The organism is Pseudopontixanthobacter vadosimaris, from assembly GCF_012979275.1.
Classification (GTDB): domain Bacteria; phylum Pseudomonadota; class Alphaproteobacteria; order Sphingomonadales; family Sphingomonadaceae; genus Pseudopontixanthobacter; species Pseudopontixanthobacter vadosimaris.
Map to the genome: position 1 here is coordinate 188,080 of NZ_JABASZ010000032.1, position 18,738 is coordinate 206,817.

At 63.8% G+C, this 18,738-nt stretch carries 18 protein-coding genes and 1 pseudogene; 10 read left to right on the top strand and 9 right to left on the bottom strand.

Features of this window, described 5'->3' with window-relative positions; translation table 11 throughout:
- Nucleotides 1-4: 4 nt before the first annotated feature.
- The 4 genes and pseudogenes from HG250_RS07675 to HG250_RS13130 form a co-directional block, all read right to left on the bottom strand.
- Nucleotides 5-3,271: a helicase-related protein gene (locus HG250_RS07675; RefSeq protein ID WP_240956986.1), complete on the bottom strand. Its 3,267-nt coding sequence runs from the start codon at nt 3,269-3,271 to the stop codon at nt 5-7.
- Nucleotides 3,272-3,401: 130 nt separating this feature from the next.
- Nucleotides 3,402-4,127, bottom strand: coding sequence for a sigma-70 family RNA polymerase sigma factor (locus HG250_RS07680; RefSeq protein WP_170004327.1), 726 nt, complete (start codon nt 4,125-4,127; stop codon nt 3,402-3,404).
- Nucleotides 4,124-5,365 carry an FHIPEP family type III secretion protein gene (locus tag HG250_RS07685; protein ID WP_240956987.1) on the bottom strand — a complete coding sequence of 414 codons (1,242 nt, stop codon included), beginning with the start codon at nt 5,363-5,365 and terminating at the stop codon, nt 4,124-4,126. The genes HG250_RS07680 and HG250_RS07685 overlap by 4 nt, the downstream gene beginning before the upstream one ends.
- Before the next feature lie 55 nt (nt 5,366-5,420).
- Nucleotides 5,421-5,657, bottom strand: a pseudogene (locus tag HG250_RS13130) (flagellar biosynthesis protein FlgF); the annotation flags it as partial.
- On the opposite strand from HG250_RS13130, the gene HG250_RS07690 reads away from it, so the two are divergent.
- Genes HG250_RS07690 through fliS form a run of 4 tightly spaced genes read left to right on the top strand, consistent with a single transcriptional unit; the run spans nt 5,545 to nt 8,856 of the window.
- Entirely contained in the window at nt 5,545-5,859 is a 315-nt protein-coding gene (locus HG250_RS07690; protein ID WP_170004331.1) for a flagellar biosynthetic protein FliR, read from the top strand. The pseudogene HG250_RS13130 and the gene HG250_RS07690 overlap by 113 nt on opposite strands.
- Nucleotides 5,856-6,998, top strand: coding sequence for an EscU/YscU/HrcU family type III secretion system export apparatus switch protein (locus HG250_RS07695; protein ID WP_170004333.1), 1,143 nt, complete (start codon nt 5,856-5,858; stop codon nt 6,996-6,998). The genes HG250_RS07690 and HG250_RS07695 overlap by 4 nt, the downstream gene beginning before the upstream one ends.
- Before the next feature lie 30 nt (nt 6,999-7,028).
- On the top strand, nt 7,029-8,462 hold the full coding sequence (fliD, locus tag HG250_RS07700; RefSeq protein WP_170004335.1) for a flagellar filament capping protein FliD: 1,434 nt from the start codon (nt 7,029-7,031) through the stop codon (nt 8,460-8,462).
- Nucleotide 8,463: 1 nt separating this feature from the next.
- Nucleotides 8,464-8,856, top strand: coding sequence for a flagellar export chaperone FliS (gene fliS / locus HG250_RS07705; protein WP_170004337.1), 393 nt, complete (start codon nt 8,464-8,466; stop codon nt 8,854-8,856).
- On the opposite strand, the gene HG250_RS07710 is transcribed toward fliS, so the two are convergent.
- On the bottom strand, nt 8,850-10,859 hold the full coding sequence (locus tag HG250_RS07710) for a TonB-dependent receptor plug domain-containing protein (protein ID WP_170004432.1): 2,010 nt from the start codon (nt 10,857-10,859) through the stop codon (nt 8,850-8,852). The two genes, fliS and HG250_RS07710, sit on opposite strands and share 7 nt — an antisense overlap.
- A gap of 222 nt (nt 10,860-11,081) precedes the next feature.
- Between HG250_RS07710 and HG250_RS07715 the strand changes: the two genes are divergently transcribed.
- The 3 genes from HG250_RS07715 to HG250_RS07725 are packed head-to-tail and all read left to right on the top strand — an operon-like array spanning nt 11,082 to nt 13,956.
- On the top strand, nt 11,082-12,617 hold the full coding sequence (locus tag HG250_RS07715) for a flavin-containing monooxygenase (RefSeq protein WP_170004339.1): 1,536 nt from the start codon (nt 11,082-11,084) through the stop codon (nt 12,615-12,617).
- A gap of 3 nt (nt 12,618-12,620) precedes the next feature.
- Nucleotides 12,621-13,385: a competence/damage-inducible protein A gene (locus tag HG250_RS07720; protein ID WP_170004341.1), complete on the top strand. Its 765-nt coding sequence runs from the start codon at nt 12,621-12,623 to the stop codon at nt 13,383-13,385.
- Nucleotides 13,386-13,407: 22 nt separating this feature from the next.
- The gene (locus HG250_RS07725; RefSeq protein ID WP_170004343.1) at nt 13,408-13,956 is read left to right on the top strand and encodes a pseudouridine synthase; all 549 of its coding nucleotides are present in this window, start codon (nt 13,408-13,410) and stop codon (nt 13,954-13,956) included.
- Nucleotides 13,957-14,019: 63 nt separating this feature from the next.
- On the opposite strand, the gene rplA is transcribed toward HG250_RS07725, so the two are convergent.
- Nucleotides 14,020-14,718 (bottom strand): 50S ribosomal protein L1, encoded by a 699-nt coding sequence (gene rplA / locus HG250_RS07730; protein ID WP_170004345.1) that lies wholly within the window; start codon nt 14,716-14,718, stop codon nt 14,020-14,022.
- Nucleotides 14,719-14,722: 4 nt separating this feature from the next.
- On the bottom strand, nt 14,723-15,154 hold the full coding sequence (gene rplK, locus HG250_RS07735; RefSeq protein WP_170004347.1) for a 50S ribosomal protein L11: 432 nt from the start codon (nt 15,152-15,154) through the stop codon (nt 14,723-14,725).
- A 369-nt stretch (nt 15,155-15,523) separates the two neighbouring features.
- Here rplK and HG250_RS07740 point away from each other — a divergent pair, with 369 nt between their 5' ends.
- The 3 genes from HG250_RS07740 (at nt 15,524) to HG250_RS07750 (ending at nt 17,532) form a co-directional block, all read left to right on the top strand.
- Nucleotides 15,524-16,240 (top strand): hypothetical protein, encoded by a 717-nt coding sequence (locus tag HG250_RS07740; RefSeq protein ID WP_170004349.1) that lies wholly within the window; start codon nt 15,524-15,526, stop codon nt 16,238-16,240.
- 29 nt (nt 16,241-16,269) lie between these two features.
- The gene (locus HG250_RS07745; protein WP_170004351.1) at nt 16,270-16,509 is read left to right on the top strand and encodes a hypothetical protein; all 240 of its coding nucleotides are present in this window, start codon (nt 16,270-16,272) and stop codon (nt 16,507-16,509) included.
- A 525-nt stretch (nt 16,510-17,034) separates the two neighbouring features.
- Nucleotides 17,035-17,532, top strand: a complete 498-nt coding sequence (locus tag HG250_RS07750) for a hypothetical protein (protein ID WP_170004353.1) — start codon at nt 17,035-17,037, stop codon at nt 17,530-17,532.
- Nucleotides 17,533-17,782: 250 nt separating this feature from the next.
- On the opposite strand, the gene nusG is transcribed toward HG250_RS07750, so the two are convergent.
- Nucleotides 17,783-18,319, bottom strand: coding sequence for a transcription termination/antitermination protein NusG (nusG, locus tag HG250_RS07755; RefSeq protein WP_170004355.1), 537 nt, complete (start codon nt 18,317-18,319; stop codon nt 17,783-17,785).
- Nucleotides 18,320-18,360: 41 nt separating this feature from the next.
- The gene (secE, locus tag HG250_RS07760; protein ID WP_338103883.1) at nt 18,361-18,528 is read right to left on the bottom strand and encodes a preprotein translocase subunit SecE; all 168 of its coding nucleotides are present in this window, start codon (nt 18,526-18,528) and stop codon (nt 18,361-18,363) included.
- Nucleotides 18,529-18,738 lie beyond the last annotated feature (210 nt).

The following is an 18,738-nucleotide window of genomic DNA, read 5'->3' on the forward strand; positions in this document are numbered from 1 at the left end:
GCAATCAGTCCTCCTCGTCATCCAGGCTGTCCGCCAGCAGGTCGATCAGGCTGACGACCCGGGCCAGCCTCTCGCCCGCATCGGCAATGCGTTCCTTCAGGATCAGCCGGTCGTCCTTTTTCTCCAGATCGGCCCCGGAAATGTCGGCTGCGAAACCGTCGCGCGGCGTGAGCGCGATGGCACCGGGTCCGGCATCGATACGGGCAATGGAGGCGCGGCGGGCGGTCGCACGGATGCGCGCAATGGCAAGCAGGCGTTCCGCCGGCTCGGGCATGGCGCCGAACCGATCGACCAGTTCTTCCGCAAAGGCGTCGAGCGCTGTCGTGTCCGGAATGCGCGCCAGCCTTGCGTAGAGCGTAACCCGCAATTCCTCGTCGGGGATCCAGTCTGCGGGCAGATGGCCTTCCACGCCCAGATTGAGCTCCGGCGTCCAGCGTTCGACATCCTCCCCGCGCTGTACACGGAGCGCGCTTTCCAGCAGGAACTGGTAAAGCTCCACCCCGATCAGCTTCATGTGCCCTGCCTGCTCGTCACCCAGCAGGTCCCCGGCACCGCGCATGTCGAGGTCGCGGGCGCTGATCTGGAAACCGGCGCCCAGCCTGTCGAACGCCTCCAGCGTGCGCAGCCGTTTCAATGTGCGCGGGGCGATCCGGTCCTCCCCTTCGGTCAGCAGCAGGACGTGGCCACGGCGACTGGCCCGCCCCACGCGTCCGCGCAACTGGTGCAGCTGGGACAGGCCGAAACGGTCGGCGCGGTAGATGATCATGGTGTTGGCGCGGGGCACGTCCAGCCCCGCTTCGATAATGTTCGTCGCCAGCAGGATGTCGCCGCGCCCGGACCCGAAATCGACCATTGCCTTGTCGATCTCTTCCGCTGGCATGTCGCCATGCGCGCGCAGCAGGTCGAGTTCGGGCACGAGCCTGGCCAGCTTCTGCGCCAGCGGATCGATATCCGCAATGCGCGGCACGACCACGAAGCTTTGCCCGCTGCGGCTCTTTTCGCGCAGCAATGCGGCCCTGATCCGGTCGGGATCCCATGTGCCAAGATCGGTGCGGATGGGCTGCCGGCGGGCAGGCGGCGTGGCGATAACCGACAATTGCTGCAGCCCGACCAGCGCGCCCTGCAAGGTGCGCGGTATCGGCGTGGCGGAAAGCGACAGCGAATGGCCGGCACTGAGATCCTGCAGCCGGTTCTTGTCCGCCGTGCCGAAGCGCTGTTCCTCGTCGATGATGACGAGGCCCAGGTTCTTGTAATCGACCCCCTTGCCTGCGACGGCGGCGGTGCCGATGGCGATGCGGATGGACCCGTCGGCGAGGCCTTCCTTCACCCGTTTGCGTTCCGCGCTGCTGTTCACGCGCGACAGCCCCGCGACCTCGATACCCGTATCCGCGAAGCGTGCCTGGAAGGTCTGCAGATGCTGCCGGGCCAGCACGGTCGTGGGCGCAGCGAGGGCGACCTGCCATCCGGAAAGGGCGGCGATGGCAGCCGCTCTCAGCGCCACCTCGGTCTTGCCATAGCCGACATCGCCGACGATCAGGCGCCGCATCGGCGCGCCCGAGGCAAGATCCTCGCGCACGGTTTCGATCGCGCGCGCCTGATCGGGTGTTTCGGTGAAAGGGAAACCTGCAACGAACCGTTCATAGGAATCCACGTCGGGTTCGAATGCAGGTGCCGTGCTGTCGGCGCGCTCGGCCGCCAGTGCGATGAGCTGCGCCGCGCTCTCGGCCACGGCCCTGTCGATCTTCGCACGCCTTTTCTGCCAGCTCGATCCATCGAGCCGGTCGAGGCTCACCGCATCCTGTTCGGCCCCGTAACGCCAGAGGAGATCGGCTTCGGCCACGGGCACCAGGCGGGTGTTGTCCCCGGCATAGGTCAGGACAATGGCGTCGCCTGCCGACCGCGATTCATCACCATCCCCGGACTCGCCGGCGCCGTCCGCATCGAGAGCCGTGACCGGCATGGCCGCGAGCCCCGCAACAACGGCGATACCGTGATCCTCGTGGACCACGACATCGCCAACCCTGATCTCGCCAAGGCCGAACTGTTCGGCCGCCGAGACCTGCACCTCGTCGCCGCTTCGCCCCGCGCGGCTGCCAAGAAGGTCGGCGGCGGCGATGACGGCCAGATCGCCGCGAACGAAGCCGCGGTCGATCGGCACTTCCATCGTGCTGATCGATCCGTTCTTTGCCCTGGCCAGCGCAAACCAGTCCGCAACCGGTGTCGTCTCTTTATCCAGCAGTGTCGCCGCACGCCTGGACAGGAAACGGAGATCGCGCGCAGAACCGCACAGGACGATCCGCTTGTCTGCCGCGATCGCCTTGCGGGCGAAGCGGGCAAATGACCGGTCGGGCGATTTCGTCTCGACGAAGCGCGGCGGTGTCTCGCCCGATGGCCGCAGATCGGCCGTTTCCTGCCCCTTCAGGGACCTGCGCCAGTCTGCATCGGTCGTAATCTGCGGATCGGGTTCTCCGGGCAGCCGGCTTGCGGCATCCTTCGCCAGGGCAAGAAACCGGCGGCGTCGATCCTCGGCGGCGGGCATGATGATGGTAACGGCATCGGGCAGATGATCGAGCAGGCTGGAAGGCTCGGAACCGATGCGCGGTTCGGCGGCGCGGCCGATCTGATAGCTTTCGCAATCTTCGAGGGAGCGCTGGTCGCCGGCATCATAGATGTGGATGCGGGCGATCCTGCCTTCCGCCTCCTCGATCCGCACCGGGCGCGGGGCGTCGGCGGGGAAGACGTCGAGCACGTGACCGCGAAGCGCGATTTCGCCCGGTTCGTCCACGCGTTCATCGGCGATGTAGCCGATTTCCTCGAGTTCCTGCGCCAGCGCGGCGAGGTCCACCGCCTGTTCTGCCGCAACGGCAGGCGGTTTGGCAGCATAGGCACCGGGGGCGGCATATTGGCGGCCCAGCGCCTCCCCCGTGGTCACCAGCACGATGGGCGGCACGGTTTTTGCCGCCAGCGAATGGTGCAATCTGCCAAGCGAGGATACGCGCTGGCCGACATTGGCAGGAGACGCCGGAGCATCGTCGCCGGGCAGGGCGTCGCTGGATGGAACGAACAGGACAAGGGCGCTGTCGCCGCACATACCCTGCAACATCGCGGCGATATTGCGCGCGCGCGGTTCGTCGCCGGCAGCGAAGAACACGCGCTTGCTGTCCGATTGCTGCAATGCCTCGACCAGCATGGCGGCGGTTTCGCCCATGCCGGCTTCGTCCGCCGCTTCGTTTTCAGACGATCTTGCGGCAGACACGGATGATGACGGCATCGAGGAAAGGCTTTCGGATGTTGTGCAAACCGGAACTGGCACGGACCGGATGAAAGGTGGTCCTGGCGGCAGGAACGGTCGATCAATCACACCGTTCCACGCATCCGCGGATGCAGGGCTGCCGCCACGCTCAATCCGGCCGCGCATCCGCCAGCATCTGCCGCAGCGCTTTCAGCGCCGAAGCCTTGATCTGATGCACGCGCGGAATGCTGACCTCCAGGATCGCGGCGATTTCGGAAAGGTTCAGCTCCTCCACGAAATACAGCTGCAGCACCAGACGCTGGCGTTCGGGCAGACGGGCGATGGCAGCAGCCAGACCCGCGCTGTCCTGTTCGGCGGACAGCATGGCGAAGGCATCGGGCGCATCGTCGGCGAAACCGGTATCGCCATCGTCATATGCCTCGTCCAGCGATGCAAGGTGGATCGGCTGATCGCGATAATCCGGCGCAGCGACATCCGTTCCGAGGTTCTGCGCCAGTTCCGCCGCTGTCGGCGCACGGCCCAGTTCCAGATGCAGGCGCTGCGCCGTATCCTCCCGCATTCTGCGGCGGCGGGTGGCGCCGCGCGAATCCGGCAGATTCCGGCGTACGAGATCGATCATGGCGCCGCGCACACGAATCTTCGCATAAGCGGCGAAACCGTCTTCGGTCGGTCCGGCATGGCGACGCGCGCATTCGGTCAGCGCGATCAGCCCCGACTGGACCAGGTCGTCGATATCCAGCCCGTCGCGCCCGCCGCCATACACATGCCACGCGGCCCTGCGAACCATCGGCATGAAGCGCCTGACGCGGTCCTGCGCAGCGTCATTGCCGCAATAGGCGCTGACCGCCCGAAAACTCGCCTGATCCATCTTCATGCGGCCAGAACCCCTTCTTGCAGGCCCGGCAGATCGGCCCCCTCGTCTGCTGCCCCGATCGTTTCGATGACCTCGATCGCCTGCGTAACCGGGAGTTCCGGGAGCGACAGCACGAGGCAGTCGGACACGCGCTGACGCAACAATGCATTAAGGGCGCGTCGCGCCTGTGGCTGCACCACCAGCGCAGGAGTGCGTTCGGCACCCAGAGCACGGCAGATTTTCGACATTTCTTCTCCGATCATCGTGGCAAGTCCCGGCTCGATCAGCGGCTGGTTCGTGGCAGGGTCGCGCATGCCCTGCAGGATCGACGCTTCGAGCTGCGAATCCAGCGTGACGACCGGCAGGCGCGCATCGGGAGAACAGACCTGTCCCACGATCCAGCCGCCCAGATCGGCGCGGATACGATCCACGATGCTTTCGAAATCCTGCGTCTGCTGCAACGCCAGCGCGAGCGAGGTGAGGACGGGAATGGGATGCGACAGGGCGAGCCCATCGGCCAGCAGCGTCCGAAGCAGCCGGGTCAGCGCGGCATTGGACAGCGGATCGGGGTGGATCGCCTCGACCAGACCCGGTGCACCCTCCTTCACGCTGTCCAGCAATGCGCTGACTTCCTCGGTTCCCAGCAGCATATCGGGGCGCTCTGACAATATGCGGTTGAGGTGGGTAGCGATGACCGTTGCCGCATCCACGGTCAGGAACCCTTCGGCTATGGCCTGATCCCGGTCGGCCTCGTCGATCCACAGCGCCGGACACCCGAAACTGGGGTCGGTAGTCGCCTCGCCCTGCAACAGGTGCCCCGGCCGGACCTCGCCGACATCGATGGCGAGAATACGCCCGGCCCGGATGGTGGCACCCCCCATCTGCACACCGCCCAGAACGATGCGATAGGCGGCAGGGTCGATATCGAGCGAATCCCTGACCCGGAATTGCGGAACGATATAGCCGAAGCTCTGCGACAATTGTTTTCGCACACCGGTCAGGCGCGACACCAGCGGAGCGCCGCGCGCCTCGTCGACAAGGTGCACGAGGGCATAACCCAGGTCGAGAGTCACCAGCGTGCGGTCGCTGACATCCTCCATCACGATGCGATCGGGATTGGCGGGCGCTGCTTCGGGTTCCGCGATCATGGCCCGTCCCGCCCGCCTTCGCAGGTGGAAGGTCAGCCACAGTGCCGCCGCCGCCGCGGGCCCGCCCGACTTCTTCGGCAGGTGCATCAGGCTGGGCGGGATCGGCGGCAAAGACGGTGCCGTCCTTGCCGATGGTGACGCTGCGCCCTGGCGGTATGGTGACGGGTCCAACCATGCCCATGACCGGGCGGCCGTCGCCATTTTCCAGAACGCCGCTCAGGCCCACAGCCAGATCGCCGCGCCGGGAATAGACCTCCGTTCCGTCCGCCGCCTGCAATGTCAGCAGGGCATTGCCGGAAATTCCGCCCGGCGGAGAATGGTTCGGGGCCGACCGCGCCCTGATCGTGGCGAGCTTCGCCGGGCAGATGCTGGCGACGGCGGTCGCGATCGCCTTGCCGGTCACGCTGGTGCTGCTGCTGGTGCAGATGGTCACCGGCGTGCTGTCCCGCTCCGCCCCTTCGCTCAACCTGTTCTCGCTCGGCCTGCCCGCAGGGGTTCTGGCGGGCATCGCCGGCCTGATTGCCGCGATGCCGCTTCTGACCGAGCAGTTCGTCAGCCTGTCGATGCTGGCCATCGGCCAGATCGAAGGAGTTTTCGCGGCATGAGCGAAGACAGTGGCGAGAAGAGCTTCGCCCCCACCGAGAAGCGCCGCAAGGATGCGACCAAGAAGGGCGATGTCCTGCGGTCCAAGGAGCTGGGCACCGCCGCGGCGATGATGGCGGGCGCGCTCTGGCTCCGTTACGCCGGCCCTGCCTTGATGGACGGCATGGAAGATGCGGCGCGGGCGGGGCTCGTCTTCGACCGGGCGACACTGGACGATCTCTCCCCGATCCGCGTCCTGTTTCACGCGATGATGGGAGTGCTGCCGTCGGTCCTGATGCTGGGACTGCTGGTAATGATCGTCACCGTCACCTCGCAGCTGGCGATCGGCGACGGGAGATTTCTGCCGCGGAACATCGCGCCCAAGGCGTCGCGCCTGAACCCCCTTGCGGGCCTGAAGCGTATGTTCGGCCCCAATGGCTGGATCGAACTGGGCAAGAGCGTGCTCAAGCTGGGGCTTCTGGGCGGCATCGCCTGGTTCTGGGCGCGGGATAATCTTGCCTCCACGCTGGCGCTGGGACGGGGCGAACTGACAGGGCAGCTTGCGGCGGCATGGCAGGCGCTGACGGTGCTGCTCATGCTGCTGGCCGTGGGATTGGCGCTGATCGCCTGCATCGACTTTCCCATCCAGTGGGTGCGCCGGACCGGGCGGCTGAAGATGACGCAGCAGCAGGTGAAGGATGAAAACAAGGAAAGCGAAGGGTCGCCGGAAAAGCGTGCGGCCATTCGCCAGCGTCAGCGGCAACTGGCCAGCGGCGGGATAGCATCGGCCATGGCGGAAGCGGATTTCGTGCTGACCAATCCCGTGCGCTTCGCCGTGGCGCTGAAATACGATCCGTCGCTGGCCGGTGCACCGATCGTGCTGGCGAAAGGCCGGGCGGAGAAGGCGCAGGCGATGCGCGCCATGGCGGCGGAAAGACAAGTACCGGTTCTCGATTATCCGGTATTGGCCCGTGCGGTCTTTTTCACCACGCGCGAAAACCAGATCATCCGCGAGGAACTTTACGCGGCCGTCGCCAGCGTCCTCGCCTTCGTCTTCGCACTGAAACGCGGGGACGTGCCGAAGCGTCCCGCCATCGATGTGCCCCTCACCTTGCAATTCGATGCGGAAGGAAAGTTGCAAAGGAGGCGGCCCACCCCTTAAACCACGCGGATTTCTGCCGTTCTCGGCAGCATGAACAGTACAACTTCTTCAATCGTCGGTGCGCTTGGCGGTGGCAGCGGGGTCGATATGGTCAAGCTGGCCGGCGATCTTTCCGCCGCCCGCTTCGCGCCCCGCATCGCCCAGCTGGAAGGGCGGGCAGAGCAGTTGGACCTGCGGATCTCGTCCGCCGGAGCGCTGAAATCGTCGCTGACGCAGCTTGCTTCGGCGCTGGGCGAACGGATCCGGACCGGCGATCTTGCACCCCGAATCGCGGTTGGCAATGCGGCGGTAGCGACCGCTTCGGTATCGCCAGGCGGTGTGGCTGAGGGGAGCTATTCGCTGGAGGTCACGCGCCTCGCATCCCGTCAGATGCTCGCCCTTTCGCCCTTCGGGTCGGCTCAGGATCCGGTCGGCGAGGGAACATTGACCTTCCGTTTCGGCACCGTCGACGGCGGCAGTTTCAACGAGGATGCCGCCCGGCCCGTACTGCAAATCGCCATCTCCGCCAGCGATACGCTCGAGGATGTGGCGCGGGCCGTCAATCTGGCCGGGGGATCGCTGTCAGCCTATGTCGCCAACGGCGCCGAAGGGGCGCAGCTTGTCCTGAAGGGACAGGACGGCGCCATGAACGGCTTCACCGTCGAAGGCAGCGGCGCCAGCGCCAGCGGTGCGCCGGGTGCCGGGAACATCGATTATCTGAACTGGAACCCGGCCACGGACAGCGGCCAGATCAAGGCGGCGGCCGCTGACGCCGCCTTCACCCTCGATGGTATCGCCATGACCTCGCCCAGCAACAATGTGACAGGCTTGCCGCAGGGGCTGAACCTCGTGCTGCAGGGCACGAATGCGGGCAGCCCGACCGCTCTTACCTTTTCCGATCGAGGGCCGCAGATCGAAAGCGTGGTGAACGATCTCGTGCTGGCGATGAACGATATTGCCGCACAGCTGAAGCAGAACGCCGATCCGCTGGGCGGAGAATTGGGTAACGACCCCGGTGCGCGGACGCTCAAGCGGGAACTGGCAGGTCTGGCGGGTCGCACCGTGATGCCCAACGCTGCACCGGGCGCGCCGCGAACTCTGGGAGACCTCGGGCTCGTTTACGATCGGGACGGTACCTTCCGCCTCGATACGCAGCGCCTGAAGAACACGCTGGCGCGCAGCCCCGCCGAAAGCACGGCGATGTTCACCACCGGCTTTCACGGCGTCTATGCCAGTATCGACAATCTTGCGCGCAGTGCCGGTGCCAGCATGAACCCCGGCAGCATCGGCGGATCGGTCAGGCGATACACCGCCCAGCGCGAGAAGATCGGCGAACAGTTGACGGACATCGCGATTCAGCAGGACACCCTGCGCAGCCAGATGGTAAAGAATTTCGCCTGGGCCGACCGCAATGTCGCGCAGTCGCAATCGACATTGTCGTTCCTGCAGGGCCAGATCGCCATCTGGAATGCGGACAGGGGCTGACATGCTGTCCTGTCGCGACCCCGCCGAAGCCTATCGCCGGGTGGCGGTGGATGCCTGCATCCAGGGCTCGCGCGGGCATGCCCTCACCGCACTCTGCTTCCTCGAGGCTACTGCGGCCCTGCGGCGGGCCATCTATGCCGACCGCAATGGCCATCTGCTGCTGCGCGGGCGGGCGCTGGTTCGCGCCAGATCGGCCGTGCAGGCGCTGCGGGCGGGAGTGGAGCGCACCCATCCGCTCGGCCCTGCGCTGCTGACCGTCTATGGCAGCTGCGATGCGGTAATTGCCCGCTGCATGACCCGCTTCGATGCCGATGCGCTGGCGCTTGCCATCACCGATCTTGACGAAATCCTCGCCGCGCTGGACGTGGCGGCCCGCAAGCCGCCGGCTCAATAGCCGAAACGCAATCCGGCCCAGACGGTGCGCGGTGCGCCAAGATCGATGCTGCCGCCCGAATTGCGGGTCACGATGGTTTCGCCGGTCAGGTTCTCGCCCCGCAGCACCAGCGCCAGATTGCCCCCGAGCGGCACCTGCGCCAGCGCCCCGATGGTCGTTGCAGCCGGCAGGCGATCCGTCTCCACATCGCTTTCGAACTGTTCGCCGACATGACGCAGCGTTGCCGAAAACAGCCATTCGTCCCGCGGCTTCCATGCCAGCGTGGCGCCAGCGGCAAAGGTAGGCGTCTGCGAGGGCCGGTTACCATCGAGTTCGAGCGAAGGACCGCGGCCCTCCACCTCGGCATCGGTCAGCGCCAGGGTTGCATCCAGCGCGAATCGACCTCGCGACACCGCCGCGCCGAGTTCCAGCCCGCGCGCCGCAATGGCGGGCAGGTTCTGCCTTTCCCGCAAGGTCGGCGTCAGGGTGACGTTCGCGATCGCATCTTCCACCCGGTTGTCGAAAGCGGTCAGAGAGAATTCGACGCCGGGAGCAGGTGTCAGATCGAATCCGGCTTCGTACCCTTCCAGAACTTCGTTCCGCAAAGCCGCGTTCGCCTGCGTAACCACGGGGAAGACCACGAAGGGACGATAGAGTTCGTTCAGCGTCGGCAGGCGCAATCCGCGATAATATGCCGCCCGCAGGCGCAAGGCATCACTCGTCTGCCAGGCCGCACCGCCGCGCCAGGTGATCGTCCAGTCTGACCTTTCCGGCGCGTCGAGTTCCGTCACCACGGCGCCCTGGGCATCGCGAGCGATGAAGAAACCGTCGGAAATGCTTGTATGGTCCGCCCTGACGCCGCCGGTGACGACCACTGCGCCGAGCGACCAGTCATCTTCGACAAACAGCCCCAGATCGCTGTTCGTGCCGCCGGCGCGGCGACGCTCCGTCAGGTTGCCGCTGAAGGCGCTGTAGGCTTCCTCCTGCAATTGGCCCTCCGCTCGCCGGTAATCCGCGCCGACTCGCAAAACGTGATCGGGGCCTGCGGGAGGGCGTATCTCGATCTTGCCGCCCAGCCCCGTGGACGGAGTGTTCCGCTGGTCCAGAACGCGGGTGAAACGCGTGGAACTGATGACGACATTGCTGAAATTGCGCGCCTGTACATAGGCAAGCGCATCGAACTGCCAGTCGCCGCGCCGCACCAGCCGCAGGCTTGCATCCTGACCGCTGCTGGAACTGTCGGCCCCCTCGAACCGCAAGGTGCGGTCGTCGGCGAAGGCCAGCACGCGTGCCTGCAATTCCATGTCCGCACCGATCGGGGCGACGGCACGGATCTGCCCTGAATAGCTTTCGAATTCCGAGCGGACGCTGGCTGGCTCGCGCTGGTCGGCAGGGGTGGTGAAGAAACCCGGTCCGCGATCATAGCGACCGCCGATCACGGCAAAGCCGCGGCCAAGTTGCGGCGCGAAATTGACGCTCGCTTCCGTCCCGCCGCGATCGTTGACGAGGGCCGCTGCACTGACCGGCCCCAGCAGCGCGGCATCGGCGCTGGTCAGTTCGATGGTGCCGGCAAGCGCGCCCGCGCCGAACGGCCCTGCCCCGCCTCCGCGAGTTACGCGCACCTGCCCCAGCCGCTCGGGTGCGAGGGCAGTGAAGGGGATGTAACCGAAGAAGGGATCGGCAACAGGAACGCCGTCAAGCAGGACGAGCGCCCGGCTCGTCGCATTGCCGCCAAGCGCACGCAGTGTCACGCCCTGCGCGCTGGGGTTGGACGAGCGGCTGTCGGACCGGCGGAACTGCTGAAACCCCGCGACCGAGGCGAGGACGTCTTCAAGCCGCCCGGATGGCGAACCCACGATCTGTTCACGGGAAAGTTCGCGCACCGAATAGGCGGGGGCTGCGGGCGTGTCGGGCAGACCCCGCCCCGTCACGACGATCTCGTAAGCCTCGTCCACCTGTTCCGCCGGCAGGGTCGAGGGACGCCGAGCGCTTTCGTCAGATGCGGAGCCCTCCTCCTGCGCCATCGCCGGAGCCGGCCCCCAAACCGTAAGGGCAGCGATGGACAGACGGCAGACAAGCCGGCGACGATGAGCGGGAGATCCGTTGAATATGCGCATGGCGGCGGCGATAGACAGCACGGCACGACAAGGCCAGCCCGCAACTGCCGGACCTGTCAGCTGACGCCTGTATCGATTTGCAAAGGCGCAATCTTCCACTTACATCAGTGTCAACAATGGAGAGAGCCCATGGCGCAAAACCAGACCGCAGAATCTACATTTGCTAGCAAGGCGCATTCCAGCGCGGTTCCGGTCGATGTCGATGTCGCTATCATCGGTGCGGGCCTGTCGGGCATCGGGATGGCGGCGCATCTGCAGGCGATGTGTCCCGACCGCAGCTTCGCCCTGCTGGAGAGGCGGGACAATCTGGGCGGCACCTGGGACCTGTTCCGCTATCCCGGCGTGCGCTCCGACAGCGACATGCATACGCTCGGCTTCGTCTTCGAACCCTGGAAGCATGAGAAGAGCATCGCCGACGGCGAAGCCATCCTCCAATATCTCAACCGGATCGCCGACGAACGCGATATCCGGCGGCATATCCGCTTCGGCACGACGGTCGTTTCGGCCGATTGGGACAGCGACTCCGCCCACTGGCAGATCGTGACTGACGGCGATCAGGGCCGTTCGGAAATGACGGCGCGGTTCCTGTATCTGGGATCGGGCTATTACGATTACGATCAGCCCTTCGATGCCGGCTTCGCAGGGCGCGAGGATTTTGCCGGCCAGATCGTTCATCCGCAATTCTGGCCCGAAGATCTGGAGTATGAGGACAAGCGGGTCGTGGTGATCGGATCGGGCGCGACGGCCGTAACGATCGTGCCTTCCATGGCGCGCAAGGCGAAGATGGTCACCATGCTGCAGCGGACGCCGACCTGGTATGCGACGCGCCCGGCCAAGGATGCTTTCGCCAATACCATGCGCCGCATCCTGCCCGAAAATCTGGCCTATCGCCTGACGCGCTGGAAAAACGTGGCGATGCAGGATTTCTTCTACAAACGGGCCCGCACCAATCCGGAGAAATTCGGTGAGTTCCTGACCGGCAAGATCAAGGAACATCTCGGCGATCGATATGACGCCGAAACTTTTACCCCACCCTACGACCCTTGGGACCAGCGCCTCTGCCTGGTGCCGGATGCCGATCTTTTCGAAGCGATCAAGGCGCACCGAGCGGAGATTGTCACCGACCACATCGACAGATTTGTGCCCGAAGGCATTCTGACGAAATCCGGCAAGCTGATCCGGGCGGACATTATTGTCACGGCTACCGGTCTTAGCCTCGCCATCGCGGGCAAGATCGACATCCGCAAGGACGGGCAGCCGATCGACTTTTCAGAGCATTTCTACTATAAGGGCTGCATGTTCTCGAACCTGCCGAACCTTGCAGTGGTGTTCGGCTATCTGAACGCCAGCTGGACCCTGCGCGCCGATCTCAATTCGGAATATGTCTGCAAACTGCTGGACCATATGGAGGCGGTAGGTGCCGACGTCGCAACCCCGGTCCTGCCCGAAGATCATGCGCTGGAAGAGGACGATCTGTTCGATTTCTCGTCCGGATATATCCAACGCTCCAAACACATCATGCCGAAAAGCGCGACCGCGCTGCCCTGGCGGCTCAACCAGGATTACCGCAAGGACCGCGTGGCGATGAAGAACGACCCCATTGATGACGGGATCATGCGGTTCGAAAAAGCTTTTGGCGAGCCATCCGCCCAGGCGGCGGAATAGGGGATGACGAATAAGGGCGAACGTATCTGGACTGCGGGCCTCGTCGTCATCGGCGACGAAATCCTGTCCGGCCGGACGCATGACAAGAACATCGCGCAGGTCGCGAGCTGGTTGCAGGTGCAGAATATCCGGCTCGACGAGGTGCGCGTCGTTCCCGATGTCGAAAGTCGCATCGTGGAAGCTGTCAACATCCTGCGCGACCGCAACGATTACCTCTTCACCACCGGCGGCATCGGTCCGACGCATGATGACATCACCGTCGATGCCGTGGCTGCTGCGCTGGGTGTGCCGGTCATCATCCACCCGGAAGCGCGGGCCATTCTCGAGAACTATTACAAGGACAAGGGCGGTCTGAATGAAGGCCGGCTGCGCATGGCGCGCGTTCCCGAAGGGGGCGAACTCATCCCCAACCGCATGTCGGGCGCGCCGGGTATCAAGATCGGCAATATTCACATGATGGCCGGGGTGCCGCACATTACCGCAGGCATGCTCGACGCCCTGACCGGCACGCTGGAAGGCGGCGCTCCGTTGATGAGCGAGACGGTCGGCGGTTTCATTCCCGAAAGCGAGGTGGCGGATTTGCTGCGCACGGTCGAGAAAGCGCATGATAATGCGCAGATCGGCAGCTACCCCTTCTTCCGCGAAGGCAAGGTCGGTGCCAATTTCGTCATCCGCAGCACCGATGCCGACCAGTTGCAAAGCTGTCTTCACAGTCTGTGCGACGGACTGAGCGCCGCAGGTTACGATTTCACGCCGGGCGGGATCTGAACGCGGCAAATCGCGCTGGTCCATGTCCCGCCTCATCCTCTTCAACAAGCCGTTCGGCTGCCTGTCGCAATTCTCCGGTTCCGGCGTTGCGGCGGATGCGGTGACATTGTCGCGCTTCATCGCCGTGCCCGGGGTCTATCCAGCGGGGCGACTGGACAGGGACAGCGAAGGCCTGCTGCTGCTGACCGACGATGGCCGCTTGCAGGCGCGGATTGCTGAGCCGCGTCACAAGATGGCCAAGACCTATCTCGCGCAGGTCGAGGGCGAACCCCTGCCCGGCGCGCTGGACGCCCTGCGGCGCGGCGTTCGCCTGAAGGACGGCACCACCCTGCCTGCCGAGGTCGAGCGGATCGCCGATCCTGATCTCTGGCCGCGCGATCCGCCGATCCGTTTCCGCAAGAACGTCGCCGATTGCTGGCTTTCGCTCACCATCCGCGAGGGGCGCAACCGGCAGGTGCGGCGCATGACGGCGGCGGTCGGCCATCCTACCCTGCGGCTGGTGCGCCATGCCGTGGGCGGCTGGAGCGTGGATGGCCTGGCGCCCGGCGAATGGCGGGAAATTGCGGTCTAGGCGAAAAAGGCCGGCAAGGTTTCCCCGCCGGCCTATATTCAGTTCACGCGCGAAGCTGACGCCTCAGGCGCCTTCGATACCCGTCGTGTCGATCTTCAGGCCCGGACCCATCGTGCTGGTCAGCGAAACCTTCTGAAGATATTTGCCCTTCGCACCCGAAGGCTTCGCACGGCCGACGGCATTGGTGAAGGCCGTGAAATTCTCCTTCAGCGCCTCGTCCGAAAAGCTCAGCTTGCCGATGCCGGAATGGATGATGCCGGCCTTTTCCACGCGGTATTCGACCTGGCCGCCCTTGGCGTCCTTCACGGCCTGTTCCACGTTAGGCGTAACCGTGCCCAGCTTCGGGTTCGGCATCAGGCCCTTGGGGCCGAGCACCTTGCCGAGCCGGCCGACGACGCCCATCATGTCGGGCGTGGCGATCACGCGGTCGTAATCGAGATTACCGGCCTGCATGTCTTCCATCAGGTCTTCGGCACCGACCTTGTCGGCGCCTGCGGCCAGCGCCTTATCGGCATTGTCGCCGCGAGCGAAGACGGCGACCTTCACGTCCTTGCCGGTGCCCTGCGGCAGCGACACCATGCCGCGCACCATCTGGTCGGCGTGGCGGGGGTCGACACCCAGATTCATCGCGACTTCGACGGTTTCGTCGAACTTGCCGCTGGCATTGTCGCGCAGGGTCTTCAGCGCCGTGTCGAAATCGTAGATCGCTTCGGGGTTCAGATTTGCGATCCGGGCCTTCTGCTTCCTGGTCTGCTTTGCCATGGTCTCAGCCCTCCACCACTTCGAGGCCCATCGAACGCGCGCTGCCTTCGATGATCTTCGTTGCCTGTTCAATATCGTTCGCGTTCAGATCCTTCATCTTGGTTTCCGCGATTTCGGACAGCTTGGAACGCGCGATGGTTCCGGCAGACACCTTGCCCGGCTCTTTCGATCCGGATTTCAGATTCGCGGCCTTCTTGATGAGGAAGCTGGCCGGCGGCGTCTTGGTGACGAAGGTGAAGGAACGGTCGGCGAAGACGGTGATGACCGTCGGGATCGGCGACCCCTTTTCCAGTTCCTGCGTGGCGGCGTTGAACGCCTTGCAGAATTCCATGATGTTCACGCCGCGCTGGCCCAGGGCGGGGCCGATAGGGGGCGAGGGGTTTGCAGCGCCTGCGGGCACCTGCAGCTTGATGTATCCTTCGATCTTCTTGGCCACGGATGGCCTCCTTTCACACTGTCGGGCGCATCGCTGGCGAGGCACCCTCATGATAAGCGGTCAGGCAGCGAACGGATTCGCCTCCCGCAACGGTTCCTTTGCAAGGAGCCGCGCACATAGCGATTTTGCCCCCGGATGCAAGCGCCTCGCTCCTCGTGAAGCACGCCGGTGGAACACATGGAACACGGTCCTGGTGAAGGAAAGCACGCCTCCTGCAATGCGCCCGAGAAGGGGGCAGGCATCACGCCACGCTAGCCAGCCACGGGCAAGTAGGAAAGCACTGCCGCCGTTGCCTGCGCCAGGGGCTGGACGCGAAAGCCGCTGCCGGATTATGACACCCGCCAATCGCCGCCGACCGGAAGTACAGCAATGACCGAAATGAACGATCCCCTTATCGAATTCCTGTGCGCGCCCGAACTGTTCGGGCACATTCCCGCGCCGCACCGCACCAATCGCTTCATACCGGAATGGTTTCGCCGGCTGGATCGCAGGATGCCGCCCGGCGAACCGGGGGAGGAGCGGAAGCTGACGGTAAAGGCCTGCATGCCGGTGACCGACATCTTCGCACTGGGATTCATCCTGCCGCTCGCCTTCGACGTGACGCTGGAGATTTCGCCCGACCGGCGGACGATACGCACGCAGTGGGCCGACGATTGCCCGATCGTGCCGATAGAACCGCACAAGCCGGGCCAGATCGGCGCGTTCGACCCGCCGTTCGAAGACGCCATGCCGATGAAATTCGTCAATCCCTGGCGCATCAAGGTGCCGGATGGCTATTCCGTCCTGTTCGCTCCGCCGCTGAGCCGCCCCGACCTGCCCTTCCTGCCGTTTTCCGGCCTGGTGGATTGCGACAATTTCGACACCAATGTGAACATTCCCTTCCTCTGGACGGGTGCGACCGGCCGGCAAACGGTAAAGGCGGGAACGCCGATCGCGCAATGTGTGCCGGTGCTGCGGGACGCGATGATCAGGAACCACGCCTCCCGCGCCGCCACGGCGGAAGAGCAAGGCGAGCAGGCCGCCGCGAATGCGCGCAAATATGGCGAACAGGGCGCCTATGCAAAAGACTGGCGCGTGCGGAAATAATCGCGATAATCTAGCCGGCAGGAGGACCGATGCGCGAGGTGCGGCGGCAAGTCTGGTTTCGGGTGAAACGCCGGGGATATGGCGTGGGCCTGCCCGTCGCCTGGCAGGGGTGGCTGCTCCTGGCCCTGTTTATCGCAGCGATCGCGATTGCGGCGGCGGTCTGGTCAGAGCTGGTGTCGCTTGCCGTCCTGATCATCCTCACACCCATCGTCATCATCCTGGCGCGCCGGCACTCCGATGCCGAATGGCGCTGGCGTGACGGGCGATAAAGCGCAGCTTCGCTGGAGCGTCAGCGATTTGCCTGGCAGCTGCCCGGCCGCTTCAGAGGTGGTAGTCACTCTGCCGCTATGGCAGCATCTGGGTGGAAGTTCGAACTGCGCCTATTAAGTTGAAATAAGCAAAAACAGATCCGTTCGAGATGTTCCGATACGCGCGCATCGAGATCAGAACCTATGACGAGTTGCTAAAACGAGCGCAGCTTTTCATACGAGACTGATATTCCGAAATCGTAATGTCAGCGCGATCATCTAGACTCCGACCGCGATCCACCGAGGAATGTATGGCTAAGTATTTTGAGACTATAATCGAAGAAACGAAGTTAGATCATAGTACTGGCTCGAATTTAAACGTATCGTCAGAAGTTCGTTTCATGAGCTCTCTCGTCTTGTCGCAGTGCACGTTTACTCAAAGCCTTATCCAAAAGATCATTTATACTACACACGGCGATCAACTGGTCGATGCGAAACGCGCTCTAAAGACTTTTCCAAGCCCAAAAGCTAGGTTCGATTTTTTATGTGACTTCCCCCTACACCGAAGCGGACCCAATCATTGCCAAAGTGTTCCAATTCGCTCGCACATTGTTTCGAGAGCTTTATGAATTCCGCAATGTGCTTGCGCACGAAAACTGGAGTTCAAGCGAGCAATTCCCGGGTGCCGTTTTGTTTTCCAGTTTGGACGAGGAATCCAGGCTTCTGTTAGCGTCTAACAAGCTATGGTATAGCGAGGAAGCCACACCGCAGCAAATCCATGATGCACTCATCCGCTTCATCCGCAACGCGAAGATAGTAACAGTTGCTAACCTCTACGCAGCAATACGTGATGCAGAGTTATGCAGCTGGGTTTTAATGAACATAAACAATGTTTTAGATGAAAGTGATGTGGACCGAAAGGAAGAGGCGCGCAAGGCCTTTCGCGTTTACCGCGGTACATCCCATTTGTTCAACAGTCCTGCCGGTCAAGGAGAAGCAGCTGACTACTCAGGCTCAAAGAGAAAAAGAATCACTGAGTCATAAGTGTCTGTGTGCTGATCCCCACACCTACTTGGGATGCACTTCGCAAGCTTTGTCTACGGGCTGAAGATAATGTTGGTTGTTAGGTCGACGCCGTAACCTGAACAAATCGCCGCTCTTTAGCGCAGGATATGGTGCAGAGGTCCGTCTGCGATAAGGTCGTTAGCCGAAGTTCCGCTCGGCGCGGCATAATGCGAAAGGCTGCCACTCCGCATACGGGAGCGCCCGATTTCCTGCGGGAGATGCCGCTGGATTATTTCGACAGTTCGACCTGTTCGAAATCCAGTTCCACCGGGGTCGCGCGGCCGAAGATGGAGACGCCGACCTTGACCTTGGACTTGTCGAAATCCAGTTCCTCCACCACGCCGTTGAAGCTGGCGAAGGGGCCGTCCAGCACCTTGACCGAATCGCCGATCTCGTAATCGACGCTGACCTGTTTCTTGGGTGCGGATTTCGCTTCCTCGACGCCGCCGAAATAGCGGGCGGCCTCTTTTTCGGAAATCGCCTGCGGCTTGTTGCCGCTGCCCAGGAAGCCCGTGACCTTGGGCGTGTTCTTGACGAGGTGATAGACATCGTCGGTCAGGTTAAGCTTCGCCAGCACGTAGCCGGGCATGAACTTGCGTTCGGTCTGCACCTTCTTGCCGCGCTTCACCTCGGTAATGGTCTCGGTCGGCACCTCGACCTCCTCGACCCCGTCGGACAGGCCGAGACGTTCCGCTTCGCTGATGATCGCATCGCGGACCTTGTTCTCGAAACCCGAATAGGCGTGGATGATATACCAGCGAGCCATGTGTAATCCTGTGTGAGTGTCTGGGTGTGGTCGGGCCGAACTCAGGCGAGCGTCAGCAGCCAGCCGACGATCGCGCCAAACGCCGAATCGACGCCGAGGAAGAACAGCGACACGATGACGACCATGATGCCGACGAAAATCGCCGTGGTCACGGTTTCCTGCCGGGTCGGCCAGACGACCTTGCTGGCTTCCGTCCGCACCTGGCGGATGAATTCGCCGGGCGAGGTTTTCGTGACGCTGCGCGCGGGCGCGGCACGGTCGGCGGCGTCATTGCCGCGTGCCCCGCCGGTCTTCCCACCATTGGTCCTGCTGCCGTTCGTCCTGGCCATGTCCGCCGTTCCCGCTGCCTTCGCAAATGTTTCTCGTGCCTTCCGGGATGGGGCCATCGCCGCCCCGATGCAAGGTCGGGAGGGGCAGAT

What these genes read in the sequence shown, in the direction of transcription:
- HG250_RS07675 (WP_240956986.1), bottom strand. Translation starts at nt 3,271, where the DNA reads ATGCCGTCATCATCCGTGTCTGCCGCAAGATCGTCTGAAAACGAAGCG.
- HG250_RS07680 (WP_170004327.1), bottom strand. Translation starts at nt 4,127, where the DNA reads ATGAAGATGGATCAGGCGAGTTTTCGGGCGGTCAGCGCCTATTGCGGC.
- HG250_RS07695 (WP_170004333.1), top strand. Translation starts at nt 5,856, where the DNA reads ATGAGCGAAGACAGTGGCGAGAAGAGCTTCGCCCCCACCGAGAAGCGC.
- fliD (WP_170004335.1), top strand. Translation starts at nt 7,029, where the DNA reads ATGAACAGTACAACTTCTTCAATCGTCGGTGCGCTTGGCGGTGGCAGC.
- fliS (WP_170004337.1), top strand. Translation starts at nt 8,464, where the DNA reads ATGCTGTCCTGTCGCGACCCCGCCGAAGCCTATCGCCGGGTGGCGGTG.
- HG250_RS07710 (WP_170004432.1), bottom strand. Translation starts at nt 10,859, where the DNA reads ATGGCGCAGGAGGAGGGCTCCGCATCTGACGAAAGCGCTCGGCGTCCC.
- HG250_RS07715 (WP_170004339.1), top strand. Translation starts at nt 11,082, where the DNA reads ATGGCGCAAAACCAGACCGCAGAATCTACATTTGCTAGCAAGGCGCAT.
- HG250_RS07720 (WP_170004341.1), top strand. Translation starts at nt 12,621, where the DNA reads ATGACGAATAAGGGCGAACGTATCTGGACTGCGGGCCTCGTCGTCATC.
- HG250_RS07725 (WP_170004343.1), top strand. Translation starts at nt 13,408, where the DNA reads ATGTCCCGCCTCATCCTCTTCAACAAGCCGTTCGGCTGCCTGTCGCAA.
- rplA (WP_170004345.1), bottom strand. Translation starts at nt 14,718, where the DNA reads ATGGCAAAGCAGACCAGGAAGCAGAAGGCCCGGATCGCAAATCTGAAC.
- HG250_RS07740 (WP_170004349.1), top strand. Translation starts at nt 15,524, where the DNA reads ATGACCGAAATGAACGATCCCCTTATCGAATTCCTGTGCGCGCCCGAA.
- HG250_RS07745 (WP_170004351.1), top strand. Translation starts at nt 16,270, where the DNA reads ATGCGCGAGGTGCGGCGGCAAGTCTGGTTTCGGGTGAAACGCCGGGGA.
- nusG (WP_170004355.1), bottom strand. Translation starts at nt 18,319, where the DNA reads ATGGCTCGCTGGTATATCATCCACGCCTATTCGGGTTTCGAGAACAAG.